Annotated in this window: 26 protein-coding genes; 13 read left to right on the top strand and 13 right to left on the bottom strand. The window is 70.0% G+C overall.

What is annotated here, in order from left to right; translation table 11 throughout:
* Positions 1-221: 221 nt before the first annotated feature.
* Positions 222-776, bottom strand: a complete 555-nt coding sequence (locus NB3_RS26735; RefSeq protein WP_067808888.1) for an SWIM zinc finger family protein — start codon at positions 774-776, stop codon at positions 222-224.
* Positions 776-2,542, bottom strand: coding sequence for a DEAD/DEAH box helicase (locus tag NB3_RS26730; protein WP_067808886.1), 1,767 nt, complete (start codon positions 2,540-2,542; stop codon positions 776-778). The genes NB3_RS26735 and NB3_RS26730 overlap by 1 nt, the downstream gene beginning before the upstream one ends.
* 157 nt (positions 2,543-2,699) lie before the next feature.
* Between NB3_RS26730 and NB3_RS26725 the strand changes: the two genes are divergently transcribed.
* Positions 2,700-3,407, top strand: coding sequence for a TetR/AcrR family transcriptional regulator (locus NB3_RS26725; RefSeq protein ID WP_067809031.1), 708 nt, complete (start codon positions 2,700-2,702; stop codon positions 3,405-3,407).
* Positions 3,408-3,511: 104 nt separating this feature from the next.
* Here NB3_RS26725 and NB3_RS26720 read toward each other — a convergent pair whose 3' ends face one another.
* Positions 3,512-3,706, bottom strand: a complete 195-nt coding sequence (locus NB3_RS26720) for a DUF7455 domain-containing protein (protein ID WP_036538000.1) — start codon at positions 3,704-3,706, stop codon at positions 3,512-3,514.
* 277 nt (positions 3,707-3,983) lie between these two features.
* Here NB3_RS26720 and NB3_RS36385 point away from each other — a divergent pair, with 277 nt between their 5' ends.
* Positions 3,984-4,343: a DUF952 domain-containing protein gene (locus tag NB3_RS36385; protein WP_067808884.1), complete on the top strand. Its 360-nt coding sequence runs from the start codon at positions 3,984-3,986 to the stop codon at positions 4,341-4,343.
* On the opposite strand, the gene NB3_RS26710 is transcribed toward NB3_RS36385, so the two are convergent.
* Entirely contained in the window at positions 4,344-4,991 is a 648-nt protein-coding gene (locus tag NB3_RS26710; RefSeq protein ID WP_067808882.1) for a response regulator, read from the bottom strand.
* On the bottom strand, positions 4,988-6,190 hold the full coding sequence (locus tag NB3_RS26705) for a sensor histidine kinase (RefSeq protein ID WP_244892105.1): 1,203 nt from the start codon (positions 6,188-6,190) through the stop codon (positions 4,988-4,990). The genes NB3_RS26710 and NB3_RS26705 overlap by 4 nt, the downstream gene beginning before the upstream one ends.
* An 85-nt stretch (positions 6,191-6,275) precedes the next feature.
* Here NB3_RS26705 and NB3_RS26700 point away from each other — a divergent pair, with 85 nt between their 5' ends.
* Both NB3_RS26700 and NB3_RS26695 read left to right on the top strand, forming a co-directional pair.
* The gene (locus NB3_RS26700) at positions 6,276-6,758 is read left to right on the top strand and encodes a cation:proton antiporter regulatory subunit (protein WP_067808878.1); all 483 of its coding nucleotides are present in this window, start codon (positions 6,276-6,278) and stop codon (positions 6,756-6,758) included.
* 3 nt (positions 6,759-6,761) lie between these two features.
* Positions 6,762-7,946: a cation:proton antiporter gene (locus NB3_RS26695; protein WP_084823702.1), complete on the top strand. Its 1,185-nt coding sequence runs from the start codon at positions 6,762-6,764 to the stop codon at positions 7,944-7,946.
* Here NB3_RS26695 and NB3_RS26690 read toward each other — a convergent pair whose 3' ends face one another.
* From NB3_RS26690 to ppgK, 3 genes are all read right to left on the bottom strand, one after another.
* Positions 7,947-8,711 carry a rhomboid-like protein gene (locus tag NB3_RS26690; protein ID WP_157112024.1) on the bottom strand — a complete coding sequence of 255 codons (765 nt, stop codon included), beginning with the start codon at positions 8,709-8,711 and terminating at the stop codon, positions 7,947-7,949.
* Between the two features lie 475 nt (positions 8,712-9,186).
* Entirely contained in the window at positions 9,187-10,566 is a 1,380-nt protein-coding gene (locus NB3_RS26685) for an RNA polymerase sigma factor (RefSeq protein WP_067808874.1), read from the bottom strand.
* Between the two features lie 193 nt (positions 10,567-10,759).
* On the bottom strand, positions 10,760-11,518 hold the full coding sequence (gene ppgK, locus NB3_RS26680) for a polyphosphate--glucose phosphotransferase (RefSeq protein WP_067808872.1): 759 nt from the start codon (positions 11,516-11,518) through the stop codon (positions 10,760-10,762).
* 156 nt (positions 11,519-11,674) lie between these two features.
* Here ppgK and NB3_RS26675 point away from each other — a divergent pair, with 156 nt between their 5' ends.
* Positions 11,675-12,619, top strand: a complete 945-nt coding sequence (locus tag NB3_RS26675) for an inositol monophosphatase family protein (RefSeq protein ID WP_084823701.1) — start codon at positions 11,675-11,677, stop codon at positions 12,617-12,619.
* On the opposite strand, the gene cei is transcribed toward NB3_RS26675, so the two are convergent.
* The gene (cei, locus tag NB3_RS26670) at positions 12,620-13,297 is read right to left on the bottom strand and encodes an envelope integrity protein Cei (RefSeq protein ID WP_067809028.1); all 678 of its coding nucleotides are present in this window, start codon (positions 13,295-13,297) and stop codon (positions 12,620-12,622) included.
* Positions 13,298-13,673: 376 nt separating this feature from the next.
* Between cei and NB3_RS26665 the strand changes: the two genes are divergently transcribed.
* Positions 13,674-13,976 carry a DUF4193 domain-containing protein gene (locus tag NB3_RS26665; protein WP_039799153.1) on the top strand — a complete coding sequence of 101 codons (303 nt, stop codon included), beginning with the start codon at positions 13,674-13,676 and terminating at the stop codon, positions 13,974-13,976.
* 23 nt (positions 13,977-13,999) lie between these two features.
* Here the strand turns inward: NB3_RS26665 and NB3_RS26660 are convergent, their stop codons facing one another.
* Complete coding sequence (locus NB3_RS26660; protein WP_067808868.1) at positions 14,000-14,491, bottom strand: DUF3093 domain-containing protein; 492 nt, start codon at positions 14,489-14,491, stop codon at positions 14,000-14,002.
* A 73-nt stretch (positions 14,492-14,564) separates the two neighbouring features.
* Here NB3_RS26660 and dut point away from each other — a divergent pair, with 73 nt between their 5' ends.
* Together dut and NB3_RS26650 are read left to right on the top strand one after the other, a co-directional pair.
* A complete protein-coding gene (gene dut / locus NB3_RS26655) occupies positions 14,565-15,065 on the top strand; it encodes a dUTP diphosphatase (protein ID WP_067808866.1) in 501 nt (166 codons plus the stop codon).
* A gap of 5 nt (positions 15,066-15,070) precedes the next feature.
* Positions 15,071-15,940 (top strand): DUF3710 domain-containing protein, encoded by an 870-nt coding sequence (locus tag NB3_RS26650; protein WP_067808864.1) that lies wholly within the window; start codon positions 15,071-15,073, stop codon positions 15,938-15,940.
* A 10-nt stretch (positions 15,941-15,950) separates the two neighbouring features.
* Here the strand turns inward: NB3_RS26650 and NB3_RS26645 are convergent, their stop codons facing one another.
* Positions 15,951-16,646 (bottom strand): alpha/beta fold hydrolase, encoded by a 696-nt coding sequence (locus NB3_RS26645; RefSeq protein ID WP_067808863.1) that lies wholly within the window; start codon positions 16,644-16,646, stop codon positions 15,951-15,953.
* 132 nt (positions 16,647-16,778) lie between these two features.
* On the opposite strand from NB3_RS26645, the gene NB3_RS26640 reads away from it, so the two are divergent.
* The 3 genes from NB3_RS26640 to NB3_RS26630 all read left to right on the top strand — a co-directional run bounded on the left by NB3_RS26640 (position 16,779) and on the right by NB3_RS26630 (position 18,643).
* On the top strand, positions 16,779-17,156 hold the full coding sequence (locus NB3_RS26640) for an OB-fold nucleic acid binding domain-containing protein (protein ID WP_067808861.1): 378 nt from the start codon (positions 16,779-16,781) through the stop codon (positions 17,154-17,156).
* Positions 17,157-17,159: 3 nt separating this feature from the next.
* Entirely contained in the window at positions 17,160-17,852 is a 693-nt protein-coding gene (locus tag NB3_RS26635; protein WP_084823700.1) for a DUF3159 domain-containing protein, read from the top strand.
* Positions 17,853-18,016: 164 nt separating this feature from the next.
* Positions 18,017-18,643: a sigma-70 family RNA polymerase sigma factor gene (locus NB3_RS26630; protein WP_084823699.1), complete on the top strand. Its 627-nt coding sequence runs from the start codon at positions 18,017-18,019 to the stop codon at positions 18,641-18,643.
* A gap of 52 nt (positions 18,644-18,695) precedes the next feature.
* Here NB3_RS26630 and NB3_RS26625 read toward each other — a convergent pair whose 3' ends face one another.
* Together NB3_RS26625 and NB3_RS26620 are read right to left on the bottom strand one after the other, a co-directional pair.
* Positions 18,696-19,367 (bottom strand): potassium channel family protein, encoded by a 672-nt coding sequence (locus NB3_RS26625; RefSeq protein WP_067808859.1) that lies wholly within the window; start codon positions 19,365-19,367, stop codon positions 18,696-18,698.
* 2 nt (positions 19,368-19,369) lie between these two features.
* Positions 19,370-20,035 (bottom strand): potassium channel family protein, encoded by a 666-nt coding sequence (locus NB3_RS26620; protein WP_067808857.1) that lies wholly within the window; start codon positions 20,033-20,035, stop codon positions 19,370-19,372.
* Between the two features lie 161 nt (positions 20,036-20,196).
* Between NB3_RS26620 and NB3_RS26615 the strand changes: the two genes are divergently transcribed.
* Positions 20,197-22,185, top strand: coding sequence for an APC family permease (locus NB3_RS26615; RefSeq protein WP_067808855.1), 1,989 nt, complete (start codon positions 20,197-20,199; stop codon positions 22,183-22,185).
* A 19-nt stretch (positions 22,186-22,204) separates the two neighbouring features.
* On the top strand, positions 22,205-22,852 hold a 648-nt coding region (locus NB3_RS26610), incomplete at its 3' end, for a TRAM domain-containing protein (RefSeq protein ID WP_157112023.1).

The following is a 22,852-nucleotide window of genomic DNA, read 5'->3' as shown; positions in this document are numbered from 1 at the left end:
CCGGCGAAATACCGCCCCGGCGGGACGCCGATCGCCCGCCGGAAAGCCGCGACGTACGCGCTGGGCGTCGCGTACCCGACCCGGCCCGCGACCCGAGCGACCGGCTGCGCCGCATCGGCTTCACCGACGTCGAGATCGACACCGGCGTGCGCAGTTTCCGCTTCCGGGCCAGGAACCGGAGTGAGCCGGGTGGCCCGCGGGCTCCGATGTCGTCGCGCGGTTCAGCGCGGCGTCGTCGTGAAGAAGCGCCGAGGGTCGAGCGCGCTGATCGGCGTCCACCGCGTCGCCGGTGCCTGCTCGTCCGAATCCCGCGGCGCCGCGGCGAAATAGCCCTGGATCGCCAAGCCGAGGCGGGGATCCTCGTCGACTCGCCGCGCCATCTCGTAGAAGACGGCCAGGACGTGCACGCACCGCGTCTTGCGTGCCGTGCACGAACAGTCGGTCCCCGCGAGGACAGGCGCGAGCGCGATCCCGGCCGCGCTGATCGCGCGATGCATGTCGTCGGTGGGCATGGCCGGTTCCGGCGCGACCGCGGCGATCGCGGTGATGGTCTGCCGGGACAGCGGGGCCACCTCCACCCGCGTCACCGACGCCTGACCGCCCCGGTGGATGGTGGCCCGCACCTCGCCTCCCTCGACGGTGGCTTGGACGCCGTTGTTGCGCGCGATGCTGCGGGCGCGGGGCAACAGCGGGTCCGGCCGGGTCTGGTGCAGCGGCTCGGCCAGCCGCACCCAGTCCATGCCCCATGGCGTGTAGCCGAACTCGTTGTCCGCCATCAGTTCTCCCTCTTGCGGCGCAGGATCTCGATCAGCTGGGCGTCGTCCAGCGCGGCCAGCGCCGCGATGCCCGCCGCGTCGCCGAGGTCGCGCAGCGCGGCCTTGCGGCCGTGCATGCCCGCGATGTGCTCCTCCACGGTGGTGGTCGAGGTGAGCGTGGTGACGGTGACCGTGCGGGTCTGGCCGATCCGGTGCACCCGGTCGGAGGCCTGCGCCTCCACCGCCGGGTTCCACCAGCGATCGAAATGGACGACGTCGGCGGCCCGGGTCAGCGTGAGCCCGGTGCCCGCCGCGCGCAGGCTGAGCACCAGCACCGGCGGCCCGTCCTCGGCCTGGAAGCCGGTGACGATCTCGGCGCGCTCGGCCTGCGAGAGGCCGCCGTGGAAGAACGGCGCGCGCACACCGAACCGCTCGGCGAGATGCCGCACCAGCAGCTCACCGGTCTGCCGGTACTGCGTGAAAATCAATGTCGGGCTGGCGGTTTCGAGATTGGCGGCGATGATGTCGGTGCACAGGTCGAGTTTCCCGGACCGGCCCGCCAGCTCGTCGAGTTCGCCGGTGATCAGCCCGGGGTGGTTGCACACCTGCTTGAGGGCCGTCAGCGCGGCCAGTACCCGGCCGTGGCGCTCGATGCCCGCGCCGAATCCGTCATCGATGGCCTTGTCGAGCAGGTGGTCGTAGAGCAGTTCCTGTTCGGCGGTGAGGTCGCAGAGCAGGTCGCTGTGGATCTTCGCGGGCAGCGCGGCGGCGACCTGACGCTTCGTGCGGGCGAGCACCACCGGTTCGACGGTGTCGCGCAACCGTGCCGCGGCGGCGGCCGAACCCTCGTGGATCGGCCGGACGAAGCGCCGCCGGAACTGCGTCCGGTGCCCGAACAGCCGCGGCGCCACCAGGTGCAGCAGGGCCCACAGCTCGTCGAGGTGGTTCTCCACCGGCGTGCCGGTCAGCGCGACTGTCGCGGCCGCGTCGAGCGCGCGCGCCGCCTTCGCGACCTGGGTGCGGGGGTTCTTCAGCGCCTGCGCCTCGTCGAACACGGCCGTCGCCCAGCTCCGCTGGGACAGCAGCTGCCCGTGCAGACGCAGCGTCGGGTAACCGGCGATGACGATCGTCGCGGCCTCGGCGTCGACGGCGCCGCCGCGCCACACGACCACGCGCAGCCCCGGCGCGAACCGGCCGATCTCGTGGGCCCAGTTGCCGACCAGTGAGGTCGGGCACACCACCAGCTGCGGACCGGCCTCGGCCCGGTCGAGCAGGAACCCGATGGTCTGCACGGTCTTGCCGAGCCCCATCTCGTCGGCGAGCACCGCCCCACCGTGCGCGGCCACCGTTTCGCGCAGCCAGCCGACACCGCGCGCCTGATAGGGCCGCAGCCGGGCCTTCAGCGTGGCGCGCAGGTCCGCGGCGACCGCCTCGGTGTCGCGCAGCACACCCAGCGCCCGTTGTGCGGAGACGACGGCCGTGCCGGACGCGTCGGGCACGGCGTGCGCCGCGATGGGCATGGCCTCGGCGTCGGGTGCCTGCGGCTCCCCGGCAGGGTCGGCCAGCACGGTACGCACCACCCGTTGCCAGGCCAGGACCGACTCTCCCGGGTGCTCGAGGCGCGAGTCGGCGAAGGTCTCGGGATCGACCAGTGCGGCGTCCACGTCGACGATCTCGAGGCCCCCGTCCGCGCCGACGGGGACGGCCAGCGCGATGGTCTCGCGGTCACCTGTGCCTGCGGGGGCGGGACCGGGGGCGTGTCCGAGCCAGGTCCAGAGCGCGAACATGTGCCGATCCGGTAGATAAGTGACCTGTGTGCTGAGCAGGGCGCACCCCTCAAATCAACGTATGGTGTACGGAGTAATGGGACAACGTACACGGTACCGGATCGGTTCCGAGGAGCCAGTGAGCGACGACGTCACCTCCGACGAGGCCCAGCGGCTGATGAGCTTGCTGTGGCGGCACGAACTTCCGCCGCGTCCGGCGGCACGTGGACCGAAACAGGCGGTCAGCGTGGACGCGGTGGTCGCGACGGCGGTCGCGCTCGCCGACCGGCAGGGCTACGAGAAGGTCTCCATCCGCACGGTCGCCGCCGAGCTGGGGCTGCGGCCGATGAGTCTCTACACCTACGTGCCGAGCAAGGAGGCGCTGACGGCGCTCATGGTCGACGCGGTGGCAGAGGAGGACGCCCCCATTCCCGCCGATCTGCCGCCGCGGGAGCGCCTCGCCGCCGTGGCCCGCCGGATCCGCGCGGAGCTGCTCACGCATCCCTGGCTGCTCGAGGTGTCCCCCTGGCGGCTCGTGCTCGGCCCGGGACGGATGCGTCGGTACGAGCGGCAGCTGGCCGCGATAGACGGACTCGGCCTGCCCGACGTGGTGATGGACCGGGTCATCGCCGTGCTGTCGGAATTCGCCACCGGCAACGCGCGCATGGCCGTGGCGGCCGCTCGGGAGACCGCGCGCATGAGCGACGCGCGGTGGTGGGAAGTGCACGGACCGCTGCTGGCCGAGGTGATGCCGCCGAGCCGGTTCCCGCTCGCCGCACGCGTCGGGGCGGCGGTGGGTGAGCTGTACCAGGCGCCGGCCGACCCGGACGGCGCGTTCGAATACGGCCTGGCCAGGCTGCTGGACGGCATCCTCGGCGCGGACTGACCGCCGCCGGACACACGAGCAGCGGGCGACCTGTGGGTCGCCCGCTGCCGGTGGAAACGGTGTTCTGTTGTCCGATGCTGTTGTGTCAGGACGCGAGGAGCAGATCAGAGCGCGGGAGCGGACTCCGTGTCGATCACGGCGTCCAGCTCACGCAGTCGATCCATGTGTTCGTTCGCGTGGTGCTGGCAGAAGAGCAACTCTCCACCCGCGGGCAATACGGCGCGCACTCGGGCCGCCGCCCCGCAGCGGTCGCAACGATCGACCGCGGTCAGTGGGGTGCTTGTCAGGGTTCCTGGCATGACTCCTCCGTCCTGGCTCCCGGTCCCGACGACCGTTCACCTGGTGTGGGGCCCGTGGTCACTCACCACGAGCTCGCTACCGCTACTTCCCAGCAGGGGTATTGACTACTCTGTCAGACGTTCGGGACGGGGGACTTTGTTCCCGCGGACGAAGCAGTGTGTTTTCGATAACACGACCAGGGATTTCGCTACGGGCGAACGCCTCAGGTCCTGTCGGCGATGTGCGCTGCGTCACAACCTCGATCGGCCGATTAAGTTGTCTACCGGGAGATTACCCGTGACCTATGACACTCACACCCTGGTTCACCTATGCACTTTGGACGAATCGCTTTCCGCTCGGCAAACGGGGGAGTACCGTGCGCCCTCTCTGGCCGAAGCGGGGTTCATCCATCTCTCCGCGCCGCGGCAGGTGCACCTGCCCGCGAATCGCTTGTTCGCGGGGCGGCGCGATCTGGTGTTGCTGCGCATCGACCCCGGCCGCGTCGGGTCGCCGATCAAATGGGAGCCCGGCGTCCCGACCGATCCGGAGTCGATGCTCTTCCCGCATCTGTACGGCCCTTTGCCGGTGGGCGCGGTCACCGGAGTGGCGGAGTACCTGCCCGCGGCGGACGGGACATTCGCCCCGCTCCCGGGGTGACTATCGGTCGCGGATCTCACGCGCCACGATGGCGGCCTGAACCCGCGACCGCACACCGAGTTTCGCCAGCACCCGGGATACGTGCGTCTTGACGGTCGTTTCGCCGATGAACAGCCGACCCGCGATCTGCGCGTTGGACAGCCCGTCGCCGAGGCAATCGAGCACTTCGCGTTCCCGTTCGGTGAGTTCGCCGAGCCCCGCGGGAGCCGATTGGCCGGCAGCCTGATTCGAGGCGGCGAACGCCGAGATCACCGCGCGCGTCACCTCGGGAGCCAGCACGCCGTCGCCCGCCGCGACCGCGCGCACCGCCTCGACCAGCGCCCGGCCCGACGTGGATTTCAGCACGAAGCCCGATGCGCCCGCCCGCAGTGCGCGAAAGACGTACTCGTCCAGGTCGAACGTGGTCAGGATGAGCACCTGCGCCAGGCCGTCCGCGGTGATCCGCTCGGTGGCGGTGATCCCGTCCACTCCCGGCATGCGCACGTCCATCAGCACCACCCGCGGCCGCAGCGCTTTGGCCTGCGCCACCGCGACATCGCCGTCGGCGGCCTCGCCGACCACCTCGATATCGTGCTCGACGTCCAGGATCATGCGCAGGCCCGCACGGATCGCGGCGTGGTCGTCGGCGATCACCACCCGAATCGTCATGCGCGGCCCGCGCTTCCGAGCGGCAGGGTGGCCAGCACTTCCCAGTGGCCGGAATCGGTTCCGGCGCGCAGACTTCCGCCGAGCGCCGCGGCCCGCTCGCGCATGTTCACCAAGCCGCGGCGCCCGGCTACGGCCACCGATCGGGGCGGCCGTGCGGGCGCGGTCCGGTTGCGGACGGATATGGTCAGCATCTGCTCCTCGGTGCGCACGTCGATGGAAACCTCTTGTCCAGGGGCATGTTTCATGGCGTTGGTCAAAGCCTCCTGGACGATGCGATACGCGGCCTGGTCGACCGCGCTGGGCAGCGTGGTGGCGTCCAGTGATTCGCGCACCCGGACCGAGATCCCCGCCGCACGCGCGGCGTCCACCAGGATCGGCAACTGCGCGAGGGTGCGCGGCGCGGCCGCCTCCGCGCCGTCGTCGTCGCTGCGCAGCAGTCCGATCATGGTGCGCATCTCCTCCAGTGCGCTGACGCTGTTGGCGCGGATGGCGCGGATGATCCCGGCCACCGCCGGGTCGGCGTCCGCGCGGGCCTGCACGCCGAGCGCCGCCTCGGAATGCAGGGCGATGGCCGACAGGTGCCCGGCGATCACGTCGTGCAGGTCACGCGCCATCGTGGTGCGCTCGTCGGCCACGGCCGCGCGGCGGTCGAGTTCGGCGACCAGGGTCAGCGCCTCGGCGCGGGTGCGCTCGGCGTGCGCGACGTCCTTGTGGGTGCGCACCGAGTTCGCCCACCAGATCGGTGTCGCGACGAAACTGAACACAGCCACCAGCGCCACCGCGACCGCGCGCAGGTCGCCGGTCAGAGCCAGGGTCAGCGCCACCACGACAGCGGAGAGCGCCGACCAGGCCAGCGCCGTGATCCGCGACGCCCTGCGCCGCGCGTACAGCACGGCGGCGTAGATCAAGTCGGCGTAGACGATCCACACCGGCACCGTGGCGCCCAGCCGGATGTCGACGGCCAGCGGGACCAGGCCGGCCACCATGGCCGCGACCGGCGTCCGGCGCCGGCAGAAGGTCGCCACGCACAATGCGGCCAGCACACCGCACCGCACCCACAGCGACACGTGCTCGCCCCGCTCCGTCATGGTGGACAGGCCGGCGAGATACAGTGCCGCCCCGCCGGCGAACGCGATCACCGCGCCCAGCGCGTCCCGCATCCGCTCCGGCACATCCGCCCACCGCCGCACGCCCTCCATCACAGCACAGCGCCCGCGACGCGCCATCCGCCGAAGTGATGACCGATCCGTTCGCGGACGGGGTGATCCGGTTAATCTGGAGGGCGTGAACGTCGACGTCACCGCACTACCCGGCATCGGTGTCCGGAAGGACTTCGAAGTGCGTTCCGGTCGCCGAATCGGCGTGGTCGCCCACCGCGACGGTGATATCGACCTGATCGTCTCCAAGCTCGACGATCCCGACGCCTGTGCCGCGCAGATCCCCCTGACCACCGATGAGGCGGCGGTGCTGGCCAACCTCCTCGGCGCGCCGCAATTGGTCGCCAAGCTCAACGACGACCACCGCGACATGCCCGGGATCACCACGCGCCAGCTCCCCATCGGGGACGACTCGCCCTACGACGGACGCACCCTCGGTGAGACCGAGATGCGCACGCGCACCAAGGCCTCCATCGTGGCCGTCATGCGGGCCGGGCAGTTGCATCCCTCGCCCGGCCCCGATTTCACCTTCACCGCGGGTGACCTGCTCGTGGTCGTCGGCACCCCGGAGGGCTTGGATGCCGCCGCGAAGATATTGACGCACGGCTGAGCCGTGACGGACACCGCGCTCGCCCTGATCGAGCTCGGAGCGGTTCTCTTCGTTCTCGGCATGCTGGGGCGTGTCGCGGGCCGGATCGGCATGTCGCCGATCCCGCTGTACCTGCTCGGCGGTGTCGCCTTCGGCCAGGGCGGGCTCATCGAGCTGCGGGCCGCCCACGACTTCGGCCATATCGCCGGCGAGATCGGCGTGGTGCTGCTGCTGTTGCTGCTCGGCTTGGAATACACGGCGGCGGAGCTGGTGACCGGCCTGCGCCGCTCGTGGGCGGCCGGTCTGGTGGACATCGTGGTCAACGCGTCACCCGGGGCGGTGGTCGCGCTGATGCTCGGCTGGGGCCTCGACGGCGCGATCACGATGGCGGGCGTCACCTACATCTCCTCCTCGGGGATCGTGGCGAAAGTCCTCGACGACCTCGGGCGCCTGGGCAACCGGGAGACACCGGTGATCCTGTCCATCCTCGTCTTCGAGGACTTGGCGATGGCGGTCTACCTGCCGATCCTCACCACGGTGCTGGCCGGGCTCAGCTGGATCAGCGGGTTGCGCGCCCTGACGGTGGCGCTGATCACCATCACGCTGGTGCTGCTGGTCGCGCTGCGCTACGGGCGGTACGTCTCGGCGATCGTGGCCAGTGCCGACCGTGAGGTCTTCCTGCTCACGCTGCTCGGCGCGGCGCTGCTGGTGGCGGGCGTCTCCTCGGCGCTGAGCGTGTCGGCGGCGGTCGGAGCGTTCCTGCTCGGCATCGCGATCTCCGGCTCGACCGCGCACGCGGCGGCGAAGATGCTCGAACCGCTGCGCGACCTGTTCGCGGCCATCTTCTTCGTGGCCTTCGGGTTGAACACCGACCTGCGTGCGATCCCGCCGGTGCTCGGCTGGGCGATCGCGCTGGCGGCGGTGTCGGTCGTGACGAAGGTGGCGACCGGCTGGTGGGCCGCCGCACGCGAGGGCATCCGGCGGATGGGCCGGGCCCGGACGGGCGCCGCGCTGGTCGCACGGGGCGAATTCTCCATCGTCATCGCGGGACTCGCCGTGAGCGCGGGTGCGATGGACGGTCAGCTCACCGCGCTCACCTCCACCTACGTGCTGCTGATGGCGGTGCTGGGTCCGATCGCGGCGCGGGTGGTCGAGCCGGTGGTCGGGATGATGCAGAACCGCGGCCGCCGCGCGCCCCAAGTCTCCTGATCAGTAGTGATCGGCGCCGGCTCTACGGTCGGCGGTCCGTTGCAACCGGTGCCAGAACAGGCTCGCGATGGCGCCGACCGCAAGCCCGATCACGGCGGCACAGAGATGGCCGTAGTCGGTGAACGTCGGCTCGACCCACAGCGCCACGCCGAGCGTCGCCAGCAGCGCGCCGGCCCACACCCACCGCACCTTGCCGCGGAACCGGAAGGCCAGCGCTGCCAGGACGGCCGAGAAACCGTAGCTGGTGCCGACGTCCGCGGCGACCGCCACCCGCAGCGGAATGAGGCCACGGTCGATGGCGTGGGAGATGCCGGTGACCGTCAGCAACGTCGCCCCGATGTGCCCGGTCGCGAACAGCAGGATCCAGCGTCCGGTGCCCAGCCAGCGTTCGGCATACGCCATGACGAGCACGAAGCCTGCGATGGTCGTCCAGGGAAACCCGCCGTCGGTCCAGAACGCCGAAGCGACCAGCACCTGCACCGGGTTGTGCCGCATGTTGTACAGGTTGGTCGACGCCGAGAAGATCAATCGGCGTTCCACCGAGCCACCGACCCCACGCAGCGTCCACCAGGTGACGAACAGGGTGAACGCGTAGGCGGTGCTGGCGGGCGCTGCCCCCAGATGCGCGCGGATGGCGGGCAGGAGCCGCCGCGGCAGCCCGGGACGCCGCAGCCAGGCCGACCCGTCGCGCAACTCGGCGCGCAGGTCGACCGTCCGCGTCCACGGTGACCGCAGCCAGCTCGGAGTCGAGGTCGAGGCAACCACCCCGCAAGTCTGCCGGGCGGGGCGCAGGCGCGGCGACAGGCCCCGGTGTGCGCTGTGTCACGGGCCGTCTGCGCGACGATGACGTCGCTTCATGCCTTACGGCATTCGGTCCCGGCGCACCACACAGCCGCGATCTCAGGGAACCCCACACCGGGTGGGTGGCACACCGGGCGGGGCGGCACACCGCCGCCGTCACCCTTGCGCGGGTGCGTCGGCGAAACTGCCTCGGCGGACCGCGCCGGAACGTCTGCACGGCAATGGTCATCACTGAGACCTGAGCCGGAACTACCGCGCCCGGCGGGTCGGCGGCGATCCTCGCGAAGTGCCGGGCGCGAGCGAAACACACTGCGGAGCAACGCGAATCGACACGTTGCGATCACGCCCGGCGGCGACATGCCGAAAGCGCGACGCCCGCATTCACCGGCCGCTGGACGAATCGAGCGGACGACGAATGCGGGCGTCGAGGCGATGCGACCTAGTCGAGGTAGTCGCGCAGGACCTGGGAGCGGCTGGGATGGCGCAGCTTGCTCATGGTCTTGGACTCGATCTGGCGGATGCGTTCCCGGGTGACCCCGTAGACCTGGCCGATCTCGTCGAGGGTGCGCGGCTGGCCGTCGGTGAGACCGAAGCGAAGCCGGACCACGCCCGCCTCCCGCTCCGACAGCGTCTCCAGCACCGACTGCAGCTGATCCTGCAGCAGCGTGAAGCTCACCGCGTCCACCGCGACCACGGCCTCGGAGTCCTCGATGAAGTCGCCGAGCTGGCTGTCGCCCTCGTCGCCGATGGTCTGGTCCAGCGAGATGGGCTCACGCGCGTACTGCTGGATCTCCAGCACCTTCTCCGGCGTGATGTCCATTTCCTTGGCCAGCTCCTCCGGCGTCGGCTCGCGGCCGAGATCCTGGAGCAGCTCGCGCTGGATGCGGCCGAGCTTGTTGATGACCTCCACCATGTGCACCGGGATGCGGATGGTGCGGGCCTGGTCGGCCATGGCGCGGGTGATGGCCTGCCGGATCCACCAGGTGGCGTACGTGGAGAACTTGTAGCCCTTGGTGTAGTCGAACTTCTCCACCGCGCGGATCAGACCCAGGTTGCCCTCCTGGATCAGGTCCAGGAACGCCATGCCGCGGCCGGTGTAGCGCTTGGCCAGCGAGACGACCAGGCGCAGGTTGGCCTCGAGCAGATGGTTCTTGGCCCGGTTGCCGTCGCGGACGATCCAGTTGTAGTCGCGGCGCATCGCGACCGGCAGCTTCTCGCCCTGCTCGGCGAACTCGCGCACCTTCTCCGCGGCGTAGAGGCCCGCCTCGATCCGCTTGGCGAGTTCGACCTCCTCCTCCGCGTTGAGCAGGGCGACCTTGCCGATCTGCTTGAGGTAGGCGCGGACCGAGTCGGCCGACGCGGTGAGCTCGGCGTCCTTGCGGGCCTGGCGCAGCGCCTCGGACTCCTCCTCGTCCCAGACGAAATCGCCGGAGGCCTTGTCGGCCGCGGTCGGCTCGTCGGACTCCTCGCCCTCGGCTTCCTCGGTCTCGGCGTCCTCGGCGACGTCGACCAGTTCGTCGCCGTCGGCGAGGTCCTCCTCGGAGACCTCCAGATCGCCGAGATCGTCCAGATCGAGTGACTCGTCCTCCAGCGCCTCGTCGGCGCCGGGCTCGCCGTCCGGGCCGACCTTCTTGGTGGCGGCCTTCTTCGCGGGAGCCTTGGCAGCCTTGGCGGCCTTCTTGGCAGGCGCCTTCTTGGCGGCGGCCTTCTTCGCCGGAGCCTTCTTCGCGGCAGCCTTACGGACCGGCCGTGCTGCGGTTACGTCTGCGGAGTCGGCATCGGCCGATTCGGCGGTCTGACGGGTATTCGTGGCTACCACGTACGCCCTTTCGTGACGGTCTCGTGCGGCGTCACGCCAGAGTGGTGTTCCGGCGGAGCGATCTGTCGGGTTTCACCGGCGGAGGGCCGGTCGGGGTTTCTCCGGCTGCGCCGGGCACGTTCCATTGTAACGATCCAACCAGGGTACCTACGGCACGATGCCTGGAACGGCATCCTCGCGGTACCCGCGCGCCTCACGGTGCGACGCCGCCCGCGATGGCCATGGCGGCGCCGACGATGCCTGCCGTGTTGCGCAGGCGGGCCGGTATGACCGGCGTCCGGTTGGTGAGCAGCGGAATCCACTTCTCGGAGTCCCTGCTGATGCCACCGCCCGCGACGAAGACCACAGGGAAGAACAGATTCTCCAGCGTCGTCAGCACCAGGCTGACCTGCGCGGCCCATTGCTCGTAACTCAGGTCGTCGCGTTCCTTGATCGAGGCCGCCGCGCGGTGCTCGCTCTCCATGCCCTTGACCTCCAGGTGGCCCAGTTCGGTGTTGGGCACCAGCGTGCCGTGGTAGAGCAACGCGGAGCCGATGCCGGTGCCGAAGGTCAGCAGCATGACCAGGCCCGCGAAATTGCGCGCCGCGCCGAAGTGGTCCTCGGCCATGCCCGCGGCGTCCGCGTCGTTGAGCACGGTGACCGGACGGCCGCCGAGCGCGGCCGAGAACAGCGCTCGCGCGTCGGTGCCGATCCAGGACTTGTCGATGTTCGCCGCGGTACGGGCCACACCGCCGAGCACGACCGCGGGCAGGGTGATGCCGACCGGCCCGGTCCACTGCGCTTTCTCGACCAGTTCGGCCACCGCCTCGGCCACGGCGAACGGTGTGGCCGGATGCGGCGTCGCGATCTTGATGCGCTCGTGGACCAACTCGCCGGTGTCCAGATCGACCGTGGCGCCTTTGACGCCGCTGCCACCGATGTCGATGCCGAATGCGTGCCCCCGAGCGGACATGACTAACCCCTCGTCTCCCTGTGCTGGCCGGTGTGATGACAGCGCTGCACGGGGCCCGTGGACGCCACGGCGGGCGTTGCGACGGGATGCCCGACGACGGCGCTGTGTCGTGCACGACAAGAGTAATCGGACCACGAGGCTGGGCGTTCGGCGAGGATGTGTGATGCGATAAAGGGCGTGCCGGAAACCTCATCGCCAGTGTCCGACTACACCCCCGACTCGTTCGTCTCGATCGTCGCGCGTGGCGACGAGGCCGACCTGCGCCGCGTCGCGGTCGACATCGCCGAGACGGCCGCCGCCCATGTCCGCGCCCGCCGTCCCGAAGTGTTCGGACCCGCGGGCGTGCACGCCGAAGGAGCGGTGCAGTCCAAGAGCCACGAGACCGACCCGGTGACCATCGTGGACACCGAGACCGAAGAACTCATCCGGAAACTGCTCGCCGAACAGCGCCCCGGCGACCCGATTCTCGGCGAGGAGGGCGGCGGCAGCATCGACGACGCCAGCGCCGACACCGTCCAGTGGGTGGTGGATCCGATCGACGGCACCGTCAACTTCCTCTACGGCGTCCCCGGCTATGCCGTGTCGGTGGCCGCGCTGCGCGGCGGCAGGCCGGTGGCGGGCGCCGTGGTGGACGTCGCGCGGGCGGCCACCTACAGTGCCGGGCTCGGTCTCGGCGCGCTGCGTGTCGACGCCGACGGCGCGGTGGAGCATTTGCGCTGCACGCCCGTCGAGTCGGTGGCGATGTCTCTGGTCGCCACCGGATTCGCCTACGGCAGGCACCGCAGGAGCAGGCAGGCGGAACTGGTCGCGCAGGTGCTGCCGCACGTGCGCGACATCCGCCGTTTCGGTGCGGCGGCGCTGGATCTGTGTCATGTCGCCGCCGGCCGTGTCGACGCCTACTACGAGCACGGCCTGAACGCCTGGGACTGGGGCGCCGGCGCGCTGATCGCCGCCGAGGCGGGCGCGCGGCTGACGCTGCCGCCCGCGACGGCGCCGGGCGCCGACGGCGACCTGGTGGTGGCCGCCGCGCCCGGCATCGCCGACGAACTGTGCGAGTTGCTGGCCCGGGTCGGCGCTACCGAGCCGATTCCGGACCGCTGATCAGCAGCGTGCTTTCCGTGCGGCGTCGAGCAGCTTGATATCGATGGATGTGGAGTTGCCCGGCGCCGGGTTCTTGAGCGAACGCAGCACTTCCTCGGCGTCGTTGCTGGGGCGGATGTCCCGGAACAGCGAGCCGAGCACCAGATCCACGGTGTCGTCGCCGCGCTGATCCTCGATCAGCTCGGCGCACGGCGCGACCAGCTGCACGGAGGCGGCGGCCGGGCGGCCGTTGACGCCGAAGCGGATCTGCCCGGTGCATTCCAGGTCGCCGTTGACGTATACCGAATCGTTGCCGTATTGCGTTCCAGGAGCGCTCGCGAAGCCGAGGTCGCCGAGCTGGGCGGCGACGTGCGCGGCCTGCCCGCGTTGGTTGTTCGCGTTCAGCACACGCACCTTGCTGGCGGCCAGCGGTGCGGGTTCCACGTCCTGCAGGCGGCCTGCGCCGACCCGCTGACCGAGCGGAGTCGGTTGCGGCGCACCGGGATCCGAGGCCGGGCTCGGCGAGTTGCACGCCATCGCGGTGTGATCGGTGTCGTGCGTGGTGAGGGCTTTGATCCAGACGATCCCGCAGATCAGAGCGAGAACGCCGAGCATGATGAGCCAGGGCTGGGGTCGGCGGCGCACGAACGGCCGACCTTGCGAATCCGTCGGGGTGCCTTCGGTGATCAGTGAAACCACCAGCACACTCTACGAAAATGTGGCGGGGCCGCGGCGCAAGGTCTCGGTGCGTTCCCCAGATGGTGTCGATTGCCCCTCTTTTTCGACTCTTCTGGGTTTTGATTGCGACTTTCGCTCCGGCGTCCGCTATTGTCTGGCGGCCCAGATCGAATCACCGGTGCGGAAATCAGTGGTCGGTCGCGGGAACAAGAAGGGCATGTCCTGCGTTTACCCAGCGCTATCGGGAGTGGATCGGCATGATCCGCCCTGATAGGCGACCGGTGTACGTGTGACGTGCACCACCGGCGGGGCGGTAGCGGTCGCGGCGGTTCCGGCAGGAATCGGGTGTGAGCGGACCGGTCCGGGATATACGGAGTTAGGACGAGGGGAAGACGACATGGCAACCGACTATGACGCACCGAGGCGCACCGAATCCGACGATGTGTCGGAGGATTCGCTGGAGGAGCTGAAGGCTCGTCGTAACGAGGCACAGTCCGCCGTCGTGGATATCGACGAATCCGATACCGCGGAGTCGTTCGAGCTTCCCGGCGCCGACCTGTCCGAGGAAGTGCTGACGGTTCGGGTGATCCCGAAGCAGGCCGACGAGTTCACCTGTTCCAGCTGTTTCCTGGTTCATCACCGGAGCAGGCTGGCCAGTGAGAAGGGCGGCCAGATGATCTGCATGGATTGCGCCGCCTGATCTCGACGAGATCGAACAGAGTGTCAGCCCGCGCTCGGTAGACCGAGCGCGGCGAGGACCCGTTCGGGCCGCCGCGTACTGACCAGCCAGTACGGCGTCGGATCGTCCGGGTCGTCGAGCACGAGCAAAACCATCGGCCCGACCCAGGGTCGATGCTGGACATAGGCGGCGGGGTCGAGCTGGCGGCCCAGCGCCGCGCTCTTCGCGGTGGGGGCGACAGCGGCCGCGCGGGCGACGAAATTCACCGGCAGATGTGCGCGATCCGCGCGCAGCTCCGGTGTGCCGTTCGCGTCCGGCGCCACTTCGACGCGGTGGCGGCTCAGCCACAGCAGGACCCAGACCGGCACCGGGAACAACAGAACATAGGGCAGCCACGCACGCAATCCCGGCGCGCCCATGTGGATCTCCGCCGCGAGCAATCCGGTGACGGCGAACGCCACCGGCCACCACCACAGCGGCACCCACAGGCGCTCCCGGTATCGCCGCGCTTGCTGCGCTTTCTCGTCCGCGGGCATGGGGTTGGGCTGGTCCGACACGAGTCAACACTAAGTCACGAGGGCGAACAGCCTACGCGTAGGCTCGTCCAACGTGAGCGCACTTTCACCCATACCCTTGCTGCGGCTCGACCCCGGCATACCCGTGCCAACGCGCGCCCATGCGGGCGACGCGGGCGTGGATCTGTGCACCACGCAGGACGTCGTCCTGGAGCCGGGGGAGCGGGCGCTGGTCGGCACCGGCGTCGCCGTAGCGCTACCGGTCGGCACCGTCGGCCTGATCCATCCGCGCTCGGGTCTTGCCGCGAAGACCGGGCTGTCGGTGGTGAACACCCCCGGCACGGTCGACGCGGGGTACCGGGGCGAGATCAAGGTATGCCTGATCAACCACGACCCGCGCACGCCGATCGAGTTGCGGCGCGGTGACCGGATCGCGCAACTGCTGGTGCAGCGGGTGGAGCTGGTGGATTTCACCGAGGTCGACTCGCTCGACGAGACGACGAGGGGTGCGGGCGGCTACGGCTCCAGCGGCGGTCACGCGAGCCTGACCGCGTGGACGAACGGGGCGGGCCGGGCTACCGGCGAGGAGGCATGACGGGAATGTTCGGAAAGCGAAAGAAGTCGAGCCGGGCCGCGGACGACCGGTACGACGAGACGGACGACTACGCCGACTACGAGCCCGCCTACGCGGGCGCGTACGACGACGATTTCTACGACGACGCTCCCACCGACGAGCGCTCGTACGATGGCGTGGATCTGGGCGTCGACCGGCCGCACGGCAAGCCGGGCCCGTACGACTACGACGAGGTCGCCGACCTGCTGGATGCGGTGTCCGAGCAGCGGCTGGATCTCGGATCGGTGCTGCTGCCGGTCCCGCCGGGCGGTCAGCTGCAGGTCGAGATGACCCCGGAGGGCCAGCCGCAGGCGGTGCACCTGGCCACCGAGCACGGCCGGATCACCGTCGCGGCCTACGCCGCGCCCAAGACGTCGGGGCAGTGGCGGCTGGTCGCCGCGGATCTCGCCGACTCGCTGCGCAAGGACGGCGCCAGGGTATCGGTCGAGAACGGGCCGTGGGGCCGGGAGTTGCTGGCCCTGACCGAAGGCGCGGACCTGCGTTTCATCGGCGTGGACGGTTATCGCTGGATGGTGCGGCTGGTCGCGGCGGGCCCATCGGGTGCGGCCAACGACGGCAGCCCGCTGGTGAAGGCGGCGCGGGCGATCCTCAGCGAGACGGTGGTGCGGCGGGGCGAGGACCCACTGCCGGTGCGGGATCCGCTGCCGGTGGTGTTGCCGCAGCAGCTGGCCGAGCAACTCGCCGCGGCCCATCAGCAGCAGGTGGAAGCCCAGCAGCAGGCGATGGCCGCGCAGGTGGCGGCGCAGACCGGTGCGCAACCGGTGGTGCCGCGGCTGCCGCAGGGGCCGCGCCGGGGCGCGGACGGATCGGCCATGCAGCAACTCGGCCTGAACTGAGCAGGCGATCTCAGTCGAAGGCGCCGATACCCGCGTGTCCCAGGATCGCGGGATCGGCGCCCAATTCGTCCAGGGTGATGCGGTGCAGGTGCGAGCGAGGGGCCAGCGCCGCCCACTCCTCGGCGACCGCACGCGGGTGCACCGGGTCGTCGACCGCGGTGACCACCACCAGCGGCGGCCGGAAAGCCGACAGCAGCTCGGCATCGGGCCATTTGTAGTCCGCGGCCTCCTCCAGCGCCCGTGGCAGATCCGGCCACTGCGCCCGCCAGGACTGGGTCAGCGCGTCCGCCAGCCAGCGCGGGCTGCTCGCCCGCATCCGGTCGATCACCGCGGCGAGACCGTCGGCGCGCAGTTGCGCCGCGGTGGCAGCCGCGCTCAGCGCGGCAGGGCAGGCGGCGGTGTCGGGCCCGGTCCAGGCGGGCAGCGCCGCCACGACTCCGGCGACCCGCCCCTGGTGCTCGGCGGCCCACTCCAGTGCGATCGCCGCGCCGAGCGAAATGCCGGCCACCAGCACCGGACCCGCGTCCGCCGCCTCCTCCAGCGCTGCTCGGCAGCTCGCGACCACCCGGCGCGGGTCGGGTTCCACCGCGACGAAATCCAGGCCGCGCGCGACGCTGGCGGGCCGGAAGGCACGCCTGGCGAAATCGGCGTCGGACCCGGTGCCGGGCAGCGCCACGACGCGAGCGGGGTGTGGGGAGGCGAACATCGGTCCGAGCGTAGCGGGGGTGGCCCTGCCCATCTACAGTGGCGTTGTACGGCCGCAGCAGGCCGTGCGGATCGGATCCCTCACGATGGTGTGCGACCCACGCCATCTGCTCTATGCAGGAGAGCGTGCACAATGTCATCCGCAGCCTCAGGGTATTTTCGACGTCTGGGCCGCAGGCTGACCGAAGACATCGATCAGCTGGATGCCGAAGAGCTGGCCGAGACATCCGAGGCCTCGGGAGCATGCCGCGCGTCGGAGTGTCGGCGCGGTGACGAGGCCACCATGCTCGGTAGGCTCCGCAGTGTCGAAGCGTGTCCCAAGTCGGCGGGCGCCAGCGTCCAGGCCGAATTCTTCGACGGCACCGACGCGATCACGCTGGTCTGGATCGGGCGCAGGCGCATTCCCGGCATCGAGCCGGGCAGGCGCATCCTCGTCCGTGGCCGGGTCGGTGACCGCGACGGCCGCAAAGTGATCTTCAACCCCTACTACGAATTGCGCGGGAACAGCTGACGTATGCCTTCGAGCAACGACAACGCAGGATCGGACGACCGCACCGGGCTCGACTCGCCCGACCGTGACGAGGAACGTGCCGAGCAGACCCTCCTCGAACAACTGGGCGGCTTCAGCGGCCTGATCTACTCGACGCTCCCCGTTGTCGTGTTCGTTCCCGTCAACAGCGTCGCCGGGCTGGCCACCGCGATCTGGTCGGCCCTCGGGGTGGCCGCCGCCATCCTCGTGTGGCGTCTGGTGCGGCGCGATCCCATTCAGCCCGCCGTCTCGGGGTTCTTCGGCGTCGGCATCTGCGCCTTCATCGCCTACCGGATGGGCGAGGCGAAAGGCTTCTTCCTCTTCGGGATCTACACCAGCCTCGTCTACGCCGGGGTGTTCCTCGCGTCCATCCTGGTCCGCAGGCCGCTGGTCGGCGTGATCTGGGGTGTGCTCAACGGCCATGGCTCCGATTGGCGGTCCGATCCGCGCTCGGTGCGTCTCTACGACCTCGCCACCACCACGTGGATTCTGGTGTTCGGGGCACGCTATCTGGTGCAGTCGGAACTCTACGACACCGACCGCACCGGCTGGCTCGCCTTCGCCCGCATCGCGATGGGCTGGCCGCTGACCGCGGTGGCGCTGGCCGTCACGATCTGGGCCGTGCGCCGGGCCGGTCACCTGCCCACCAAGTCGGCGCGCGCGACCGAACCGGCCTGAGCGTTAACCCTCCGCCGCCCTCCGGCGAAAACCACTGGGGTGGTGAGATCCCCACCGCCGAGGTGGGTGCTTCCCCACCCTGGGGTGACTGGTCGCCCTTCCGAGTTCATCAGACGATCTATGCGTAGGAAAACACGCACTGATCGGCGAGAAAGGACTCGGACGTGACTACCGAGCACAACACCGCGGCGCTGCCCGTCGCCCACAACTCCGCGCTCTCGGAGAGCAGGCGGATCTCGGCCGAGCTGGACAAGCTGATCGGTCCGGCGGCCGAGGGCGATCGCCAGGCGGTCGCGGAGATCATCCGGATCGTCCATCCGCTGGTCCGGCGCTACTGCGGCGCCCGGCTCGGCAACACGGCCCATCTGCAGGTCACCGCCGACGACGTGGTGCAGGAGGTCCTCCTGGCCACCGTCAACGCCGTCCCGCGCTACCGCGACCAGGGCAAGTCGTTCCTGGCCTTCGTCTACGGCATCGCGGCCAACAAGGTCGCCGACGCGTTCCGCCGCTCGCAGCAGCACCCCGCCTACCCGGTAGCCGACGTCCCGGACTACGCCTCCTCCGCCGCGGGGCCGGAGGAATGGGCGCTGGCCTCCGAACGGCGCGATGCCACAAGAGAACTCATGCAGGTACTGGCCCCCGCGCATCGGGAGGTGCTGGTGATGCGCATCATGCTGGGCTGGTCGGCGGCGCAGACCGCGGAGGCCATCGGCACCAGTCCCGGCGTGGTCCGGGTGATGCAGCACCGCGCGCTGAACAAGCTGCGCGCGCAGCTGAAGGTGGCCGCGTAGGGTTTCCGGCAGCGCTGCGCCGAGAACGCGCGTCCGGCCGTGTCACGGGGAGTTACGGTCTGATGCCGTGGTTGGCGAGTTCCAGCCGGAGGTCCTCCTCGGCCTCCACCGAAGTCACGAACAGCAGCTCGTCGTCGCCCTCCAGCGCGTCGTCCGGCTGCGGCACGATCACGCGGCCGCCGCGCAGGATGGTCACCAGCGCGGCGTCGCGCGGCAGCGTGAGCGTGCGCACCGGTTTGCCGGCCAGCGCGGTGTCGGCGGGCAGCGTCATCTCGACCAGATTCGCCTGACCCTGACGCAGCGTCATCAGCCGCACCAGATCTCCGACCGACACCGCCTCCTCGACCAGGGAGGCGAGCAGCCGGGGTGTGGACACCGCGACGTCGACACCCCAGGAACCGTCGAAAAGCCATTCGTTGCGCGGATCGTTCACGCGCGCCACCACCCGGCGCACCCCGAACTCGGTCTTGGCCAGCAGGCTGTGCACCAGGTTCGCCTTGTCGTCACCGGTGGCCGCGATGACCACCTCGTAGGTCTCCAGACCGGCCTGCTCCAACAGCGCGAGTTCGCACGCGTCGGCGTGCACCCAGACCGCGTCGGGAATCGCGTCGGCGTCGATGTGCTCGAGCGCACGCTCGAGCAGCATGACCCGATGCCCGCCGCGCAGGAGCTCCCTGGCGATGGATCGGCCGACGGCGCCTGCACCGGCGATGGCCACTTTCATATTCAGTCCTCGCTCGCTGGGGGCTTTCCGGCCAAGGCGACGGTCTCGCCCACGGCGCCGGAAGCCGCGGCCACATACACGATGTCGTCGGCCTGGACGATGGTCTTGCTGTCGGGAAGCAGCGCTTGGCCGAACCGGATGATGAACGCGACCCTGGCCGCGACGGTCTGCTCCAGATCCCGCACGGTGCGGCCGTACCACTCTTCGTGCAGGGTGAGCTGGGTCACGGCAACCGTTCCGGTGGGGTCGCGCCAGGTGGTGGTGCCGGTGTCGCCGACAAGCGCGCGCAGGAAGCGGTCGGTGGTCCACGGGACCGTGGCGATGGTCGGGATGCCGAGGCGTTCGTAGACCGCGGCCCGCTTGGCGTCGTAGATGCGGGCCACCACGCGCTCGACGCCGAACATCTCCCTGGCGACCCGGGCGGAGATGATGTTCGAGTTGTCGCCGGAGGAGACCGCCGCGAACGCGTCCGCCCGCTCGATCCCGGCCTTGATCAGCACATCTCGATCGAATCCGACACCGGTCACGCGCTCGCCGGGAAAATCGGATCCGAGGCGTAGAAAGGAACTGGGGTCCCGGTCGATCACGGTGACTTCGTGACCCACGCGGACCAGGGCGTGGGCCAGCGACGAGCCGACGCGCCCGCACCCCATGATCACTACGTACACCGTGCAACCTCGTTCCTGGAACCGTGGTGTTCGGTCTGGTTCATCGTTCGGTCGAACGCTACCCGTCGAATGATTACACCGGCCACGTTCCCCCTCCAGCCGGCGAGCAAACCTGCGAGCCACGCGCGCGATCCCTCGTGCGGGGGCCTATGCTCGCTCCAGTGTCCAAGTTGACGACGGCAGCGAAGCGAGTGCTGCTGGGCAGGCCTTTCCGTAGCGACTCGCTGGGCCACACGCTGCTGCCGAAGCGAATCGCGCTCCCGGTGTTCGCATCCGATGCCATGTCATCGGTCGCCTACGCCCCCGAAGAGATCTTCCTCGTGCTTTCGGCCGCCGGGGTCGCGGCCTACCTGTACGCGCCCTGGGTCGGATTGGCCGTCGCGTTCGTCATGGCTGTCGTGGTGGCCAGTTACCGGCAGAACGTCCACGCCTACCCGTCCGGCGGCGGCGACTACGAGGTGGCCACCACCAACCTGGGACCCAACGCGGGCTTGACCGTCGGCAGCGCGCTGCTGGTCGACTACGTGCTCACCGTCGCGGTGTCGATCTCCTCGGCCGCGTCCAACATCGGCTCTGCCATCCCGTTCGTCGCGACGCACAAGGTGCTGTTCGCCGTCGTCGCCATCGCCCTGTTGACCGCGATGAATCTGCGCGGTGTGCGGGAGTCGGGCACGGCGTTCGCGATTCCGACCTACGCGTTCATCATCGGCATGTTCCTCATGCTGGGCTGGGGCCTGTTCCGGATCTTCGTGCTCGGGGAGGACCTGCGGGCCGAATCGGCGGGCTTCGGCCTGATCGCCGAGCACGAGCACCTCTACGGGCTGGCGTTCGCCTTCCTCATCGCGCGCTCGTTCTCTTCCGGCTGCGCCGCGCTGACCGGTGTGGAGGCGATCAGCAACGGCGTTCCCGCGTTCCGCAAACCCAAGTCGCGCAATGCCGCCACCACCTTGCTGATGCTCGGCACCATCGCGATCGTCTTGCTGATGGGCATCATCATCCTCGCCCAGAAGGTCGGGGTGGTGTACGCGCACGACGTCGCCGACCTGACCGGCGCACCGTCGGACTACCACCAGAAGACGCTGATCGCGCAGCTGGCCGAGACCGTGTTCGAAGGTTTCCCGCTCGGCTTCTTCTTCATCACGACGGTGACCGCGCTGATCCTCGTGCTCGCCGCGAACACCGCGTTCAACGGATTCCCCGTGCTCGGCTCGATCCTGGCGCAGGACCGCTACCTGCCGCGCCAGCTGCACACCAGAGGCGACCGGCTGGCCTTCAGTAACGGCATCCTGTTCCTCTCCGGCGCGGCGATCGCGTTCGTGGTGCTGTTCGGCGCCGAGGTGACCAAGCTGATCCAGCTGTACATCGTCGGCGTGTTCGTCTCGTTCGTGCTCAGCCAGACCGGCATGCTGCGGCACTGGACCCGCTTGCTGCGCACCGAGACCGACCCGGCGCAGCGCGCGCGGATGAAGCGCTCGCGGGTGATCAACGCGGTCGGTCTGAGCGCGACCGGAGCGGTGCTGGTGATCGTGCTGATCACCAAGTTCTTCGCGGGCGCCTACATCGCCATCTTCACCATGGTGGCGATCTTCGTCGTGATGAAGCTGATTCGCAGGCACTACGATTCGGTCTCCCGCGAGCTGGACGAGCACGAGTGGGACGGCGTGCTGCCCAGCCGCTCGCACTCCATCGTGCTGGTCTCCCGGCTGCATCTGCCGACCCGCCGCGCCCTCGCCTACGCGCGCGCCAGCCGCCCAGACACGCTGGAGGCGGTCACGGTGAACGTCGACGAGGCCGACACCAGGGCGCTGGTGCGGGAGTGGGAGAACAGCGACATCACGGTGCCGCTCAAGGTGATCGAGTCGCCGTATCGGGAGATCACCAAGCCGGTGCTCGACTATGTGAAGCGCGTGCGCAAGGACGCCCCGCGCGACGTGGTGACCGTGTTCATCCCCGAGTACGTGGTGGGCCACTGGTGGGAACAGGTGCTGCACAATCAGAGCGCCCTGCGGTTGAAGGGCAGGCTGCTGTTCGAGCCGGGCGTGATGGTGACGAGCGTGCCGTGGCAGCTGAGTTCGTCCGCGCGGGCGCGCACCCCGGGCGTGGTGAACGCTCCCGGCGCGGTGCGTCGCGGCTACGAGGATCGGACATGACGGCCGCGGAGCATTCGGGATGAGCGATCGGCGTGCCGGCACGTTCGAGGTGCGGCTCGGGCCGCCGGGTCACGGCGGGTTCTGTGTCGCGCGGCACGAGGGACGTGTGGTGTTCGTCCGGCACGGCCTGCCGGGTGAGCTGGTGCGGGTGCGGGTCACCGAGGACCGCGGCGGCTCGTTCTTCCGCGCCGACGCGGTCGAGGTGCTCGAGGCGTCCGCGGATCGGGTGCCTGCCACCTGTCCGGTGTCCGGTCCCGGTGGCGCGGGTTGCTGCGATTTCTCCTTCGCCACGCCGGTGGCCCAGCGCGCGCTGAAGGCCACGGTGGTGGCCGAGCAGTTGCGGCGGCTGGCCGGGATCGAGCGGGACGTACTGGTGGAGCCCATCGGGCCCGGCGACGCGGGCGGTGGGTGGCGTACCCGGGTGCGCCTCGCGGTCGACGCGCACGGACGTGCCGGGGTGCACCGTCATCGCAGCACCGACGTGATCGCGGATCTGCGCTGCCCGCAACCGGTCACCGGAGCGCTGGACGGGATCGCGGAGCGGCGATGGACGCCGGGCGCCGATCTGGTGATCGCGGTGGACGGTGACGGCATCCGGCACGTCGTCGAGCTGGCGCCCGCCGCTGAGGCCGAGCCGGGCAGTCGCGGCGGAGATCGGCGCGGGCCC

It is taken from the genome of Nocardia beijingensis NBRC 16342 (genome assembly GCF_001612785.1).
GTDB classification, from domain to species: domain Bacteria; phylum Actinomycetota; class Actinomycetes; order Mycobacteriales; family Mycobacteriaceae; genus Nocardia; species Nocardia beijingensis.
This window is presented reverse-complemented; position numbering and strand designations above follow the sequence as displayed.

What these genes read in the sequence shown, in the direction of transcription:
- NB3_RS26640 (WP_067808861.1), top strand. Translation starts at nt 16,779, where the DNA reads ATGTCATCCGCAGCCTCAGGGTATTTTCGACGTCTGGGCCGCAGGCTG.
- NB3_RS26735 (WP_067808888.1), bottom strand. Translation starts at nt 776, where the DNA reads ATGGCGGACAACGAGTTCGGCTACACGCCATGGGGCATGGACTGGGTG.
- NB3_RS26720 (WP_036538000.1), bottom strand. Translation starts at nt 3,706, where the DNA reads ATGCCAGGAACCCTGACAAGCACCCCACTGACCGCGGTCGATCGTTGC.
- NB3_RS26665 (WP_039799153.1), top strand. Translation starts at nt 13,674, where the DNA reads ATGGCAACCGACTATGACGCACCGAGGCGCACCGAATCCGACGATGTG.
- NB3_RS26660 (WP_067808868.1), bottom strand. Translation starts at nt 14,491, where the DNA reads ATGCCCGCGGACGAGAAAGCGCAGCAAGCGCGGCGATACCGGGAGCGC.
- NB3_RS26635 (WP_084823700.1), top strand. Translation starts at nt 17,160, where the DNA reads ATGCCTTCGAGCAACGACAACGCAGGATCGGACGACCGCACCGGGCTC.
- NB3_RS26625 (WP_067808859.1), bottom strand. Translation starts at nt 19,367, where the DNA reads ATGAAAGTGGCCATCGCCGGTGCAGGCGCCGTCGGCCGATCCATCGCC.
- NB3_RS26730 (WP_067808886.1), bottom strand. Translation starts at nt 2,542, where the DNA reads ATGTTCGCGCTCTGGACCTGGCTCGGACACGCCCCCGGTCCCGCCCCC.
- NB3_RS26705 (WP_244892105.1), bottom strand. Translation starts at nt 6,190, where the DNA reads ATGGAGGGCGTGCGGCGGTGGGCGGATGTGCCGGAGCGGATGCGGGAC.
- NB3_RS26725 (WP_067809031.1), top strand. Translation starts at nt 2,700, where the DNA reads ATGAGCTTGCTGTGGCGGCACGAACTTCCGCCGCGTCCGGCGGCACGT.
- NB3_RS26675 (WP_084823701.1), top strand. Translation starts at nt 11,675, where the DNA reads ATGTGTGATGCGATAAAGGGCGTGCCGGAAACCTCATCGCCAGTGTCC.
- NB3_RS26710 (WP_067808882.1), bottom strand. Translation starts at nt 4,991, where the DNA reads ATGACGATTCGGGTGGTGATCGCCGACGACCACGCCGCGATCCGTGCG.
- NB3_RS26650 (WP_067808864.1), top strand. Translation starts at nt 15,071, where the DNA reads ATGTTCGGAAAGCGAAAGAAGTCGAGCCGGGCCGCGGACGACCGGTAC.
- ppgK (WP_067808872.1), bottom strand. Translation starts at nt 11,518, where the DNA reads ATGTCCGCTCGGGGGCACGCATTCGGCATCGACATCGGTGGCAGCGGC.
- NB3_RS26645 (WP_067808863.1), bottom strand. Translation starts at nt 16,646, where the DNA reads ATGTTCGCCTCCCCACACCCCGCTCGCGTCGTGGCGCTGCCCGGCACC.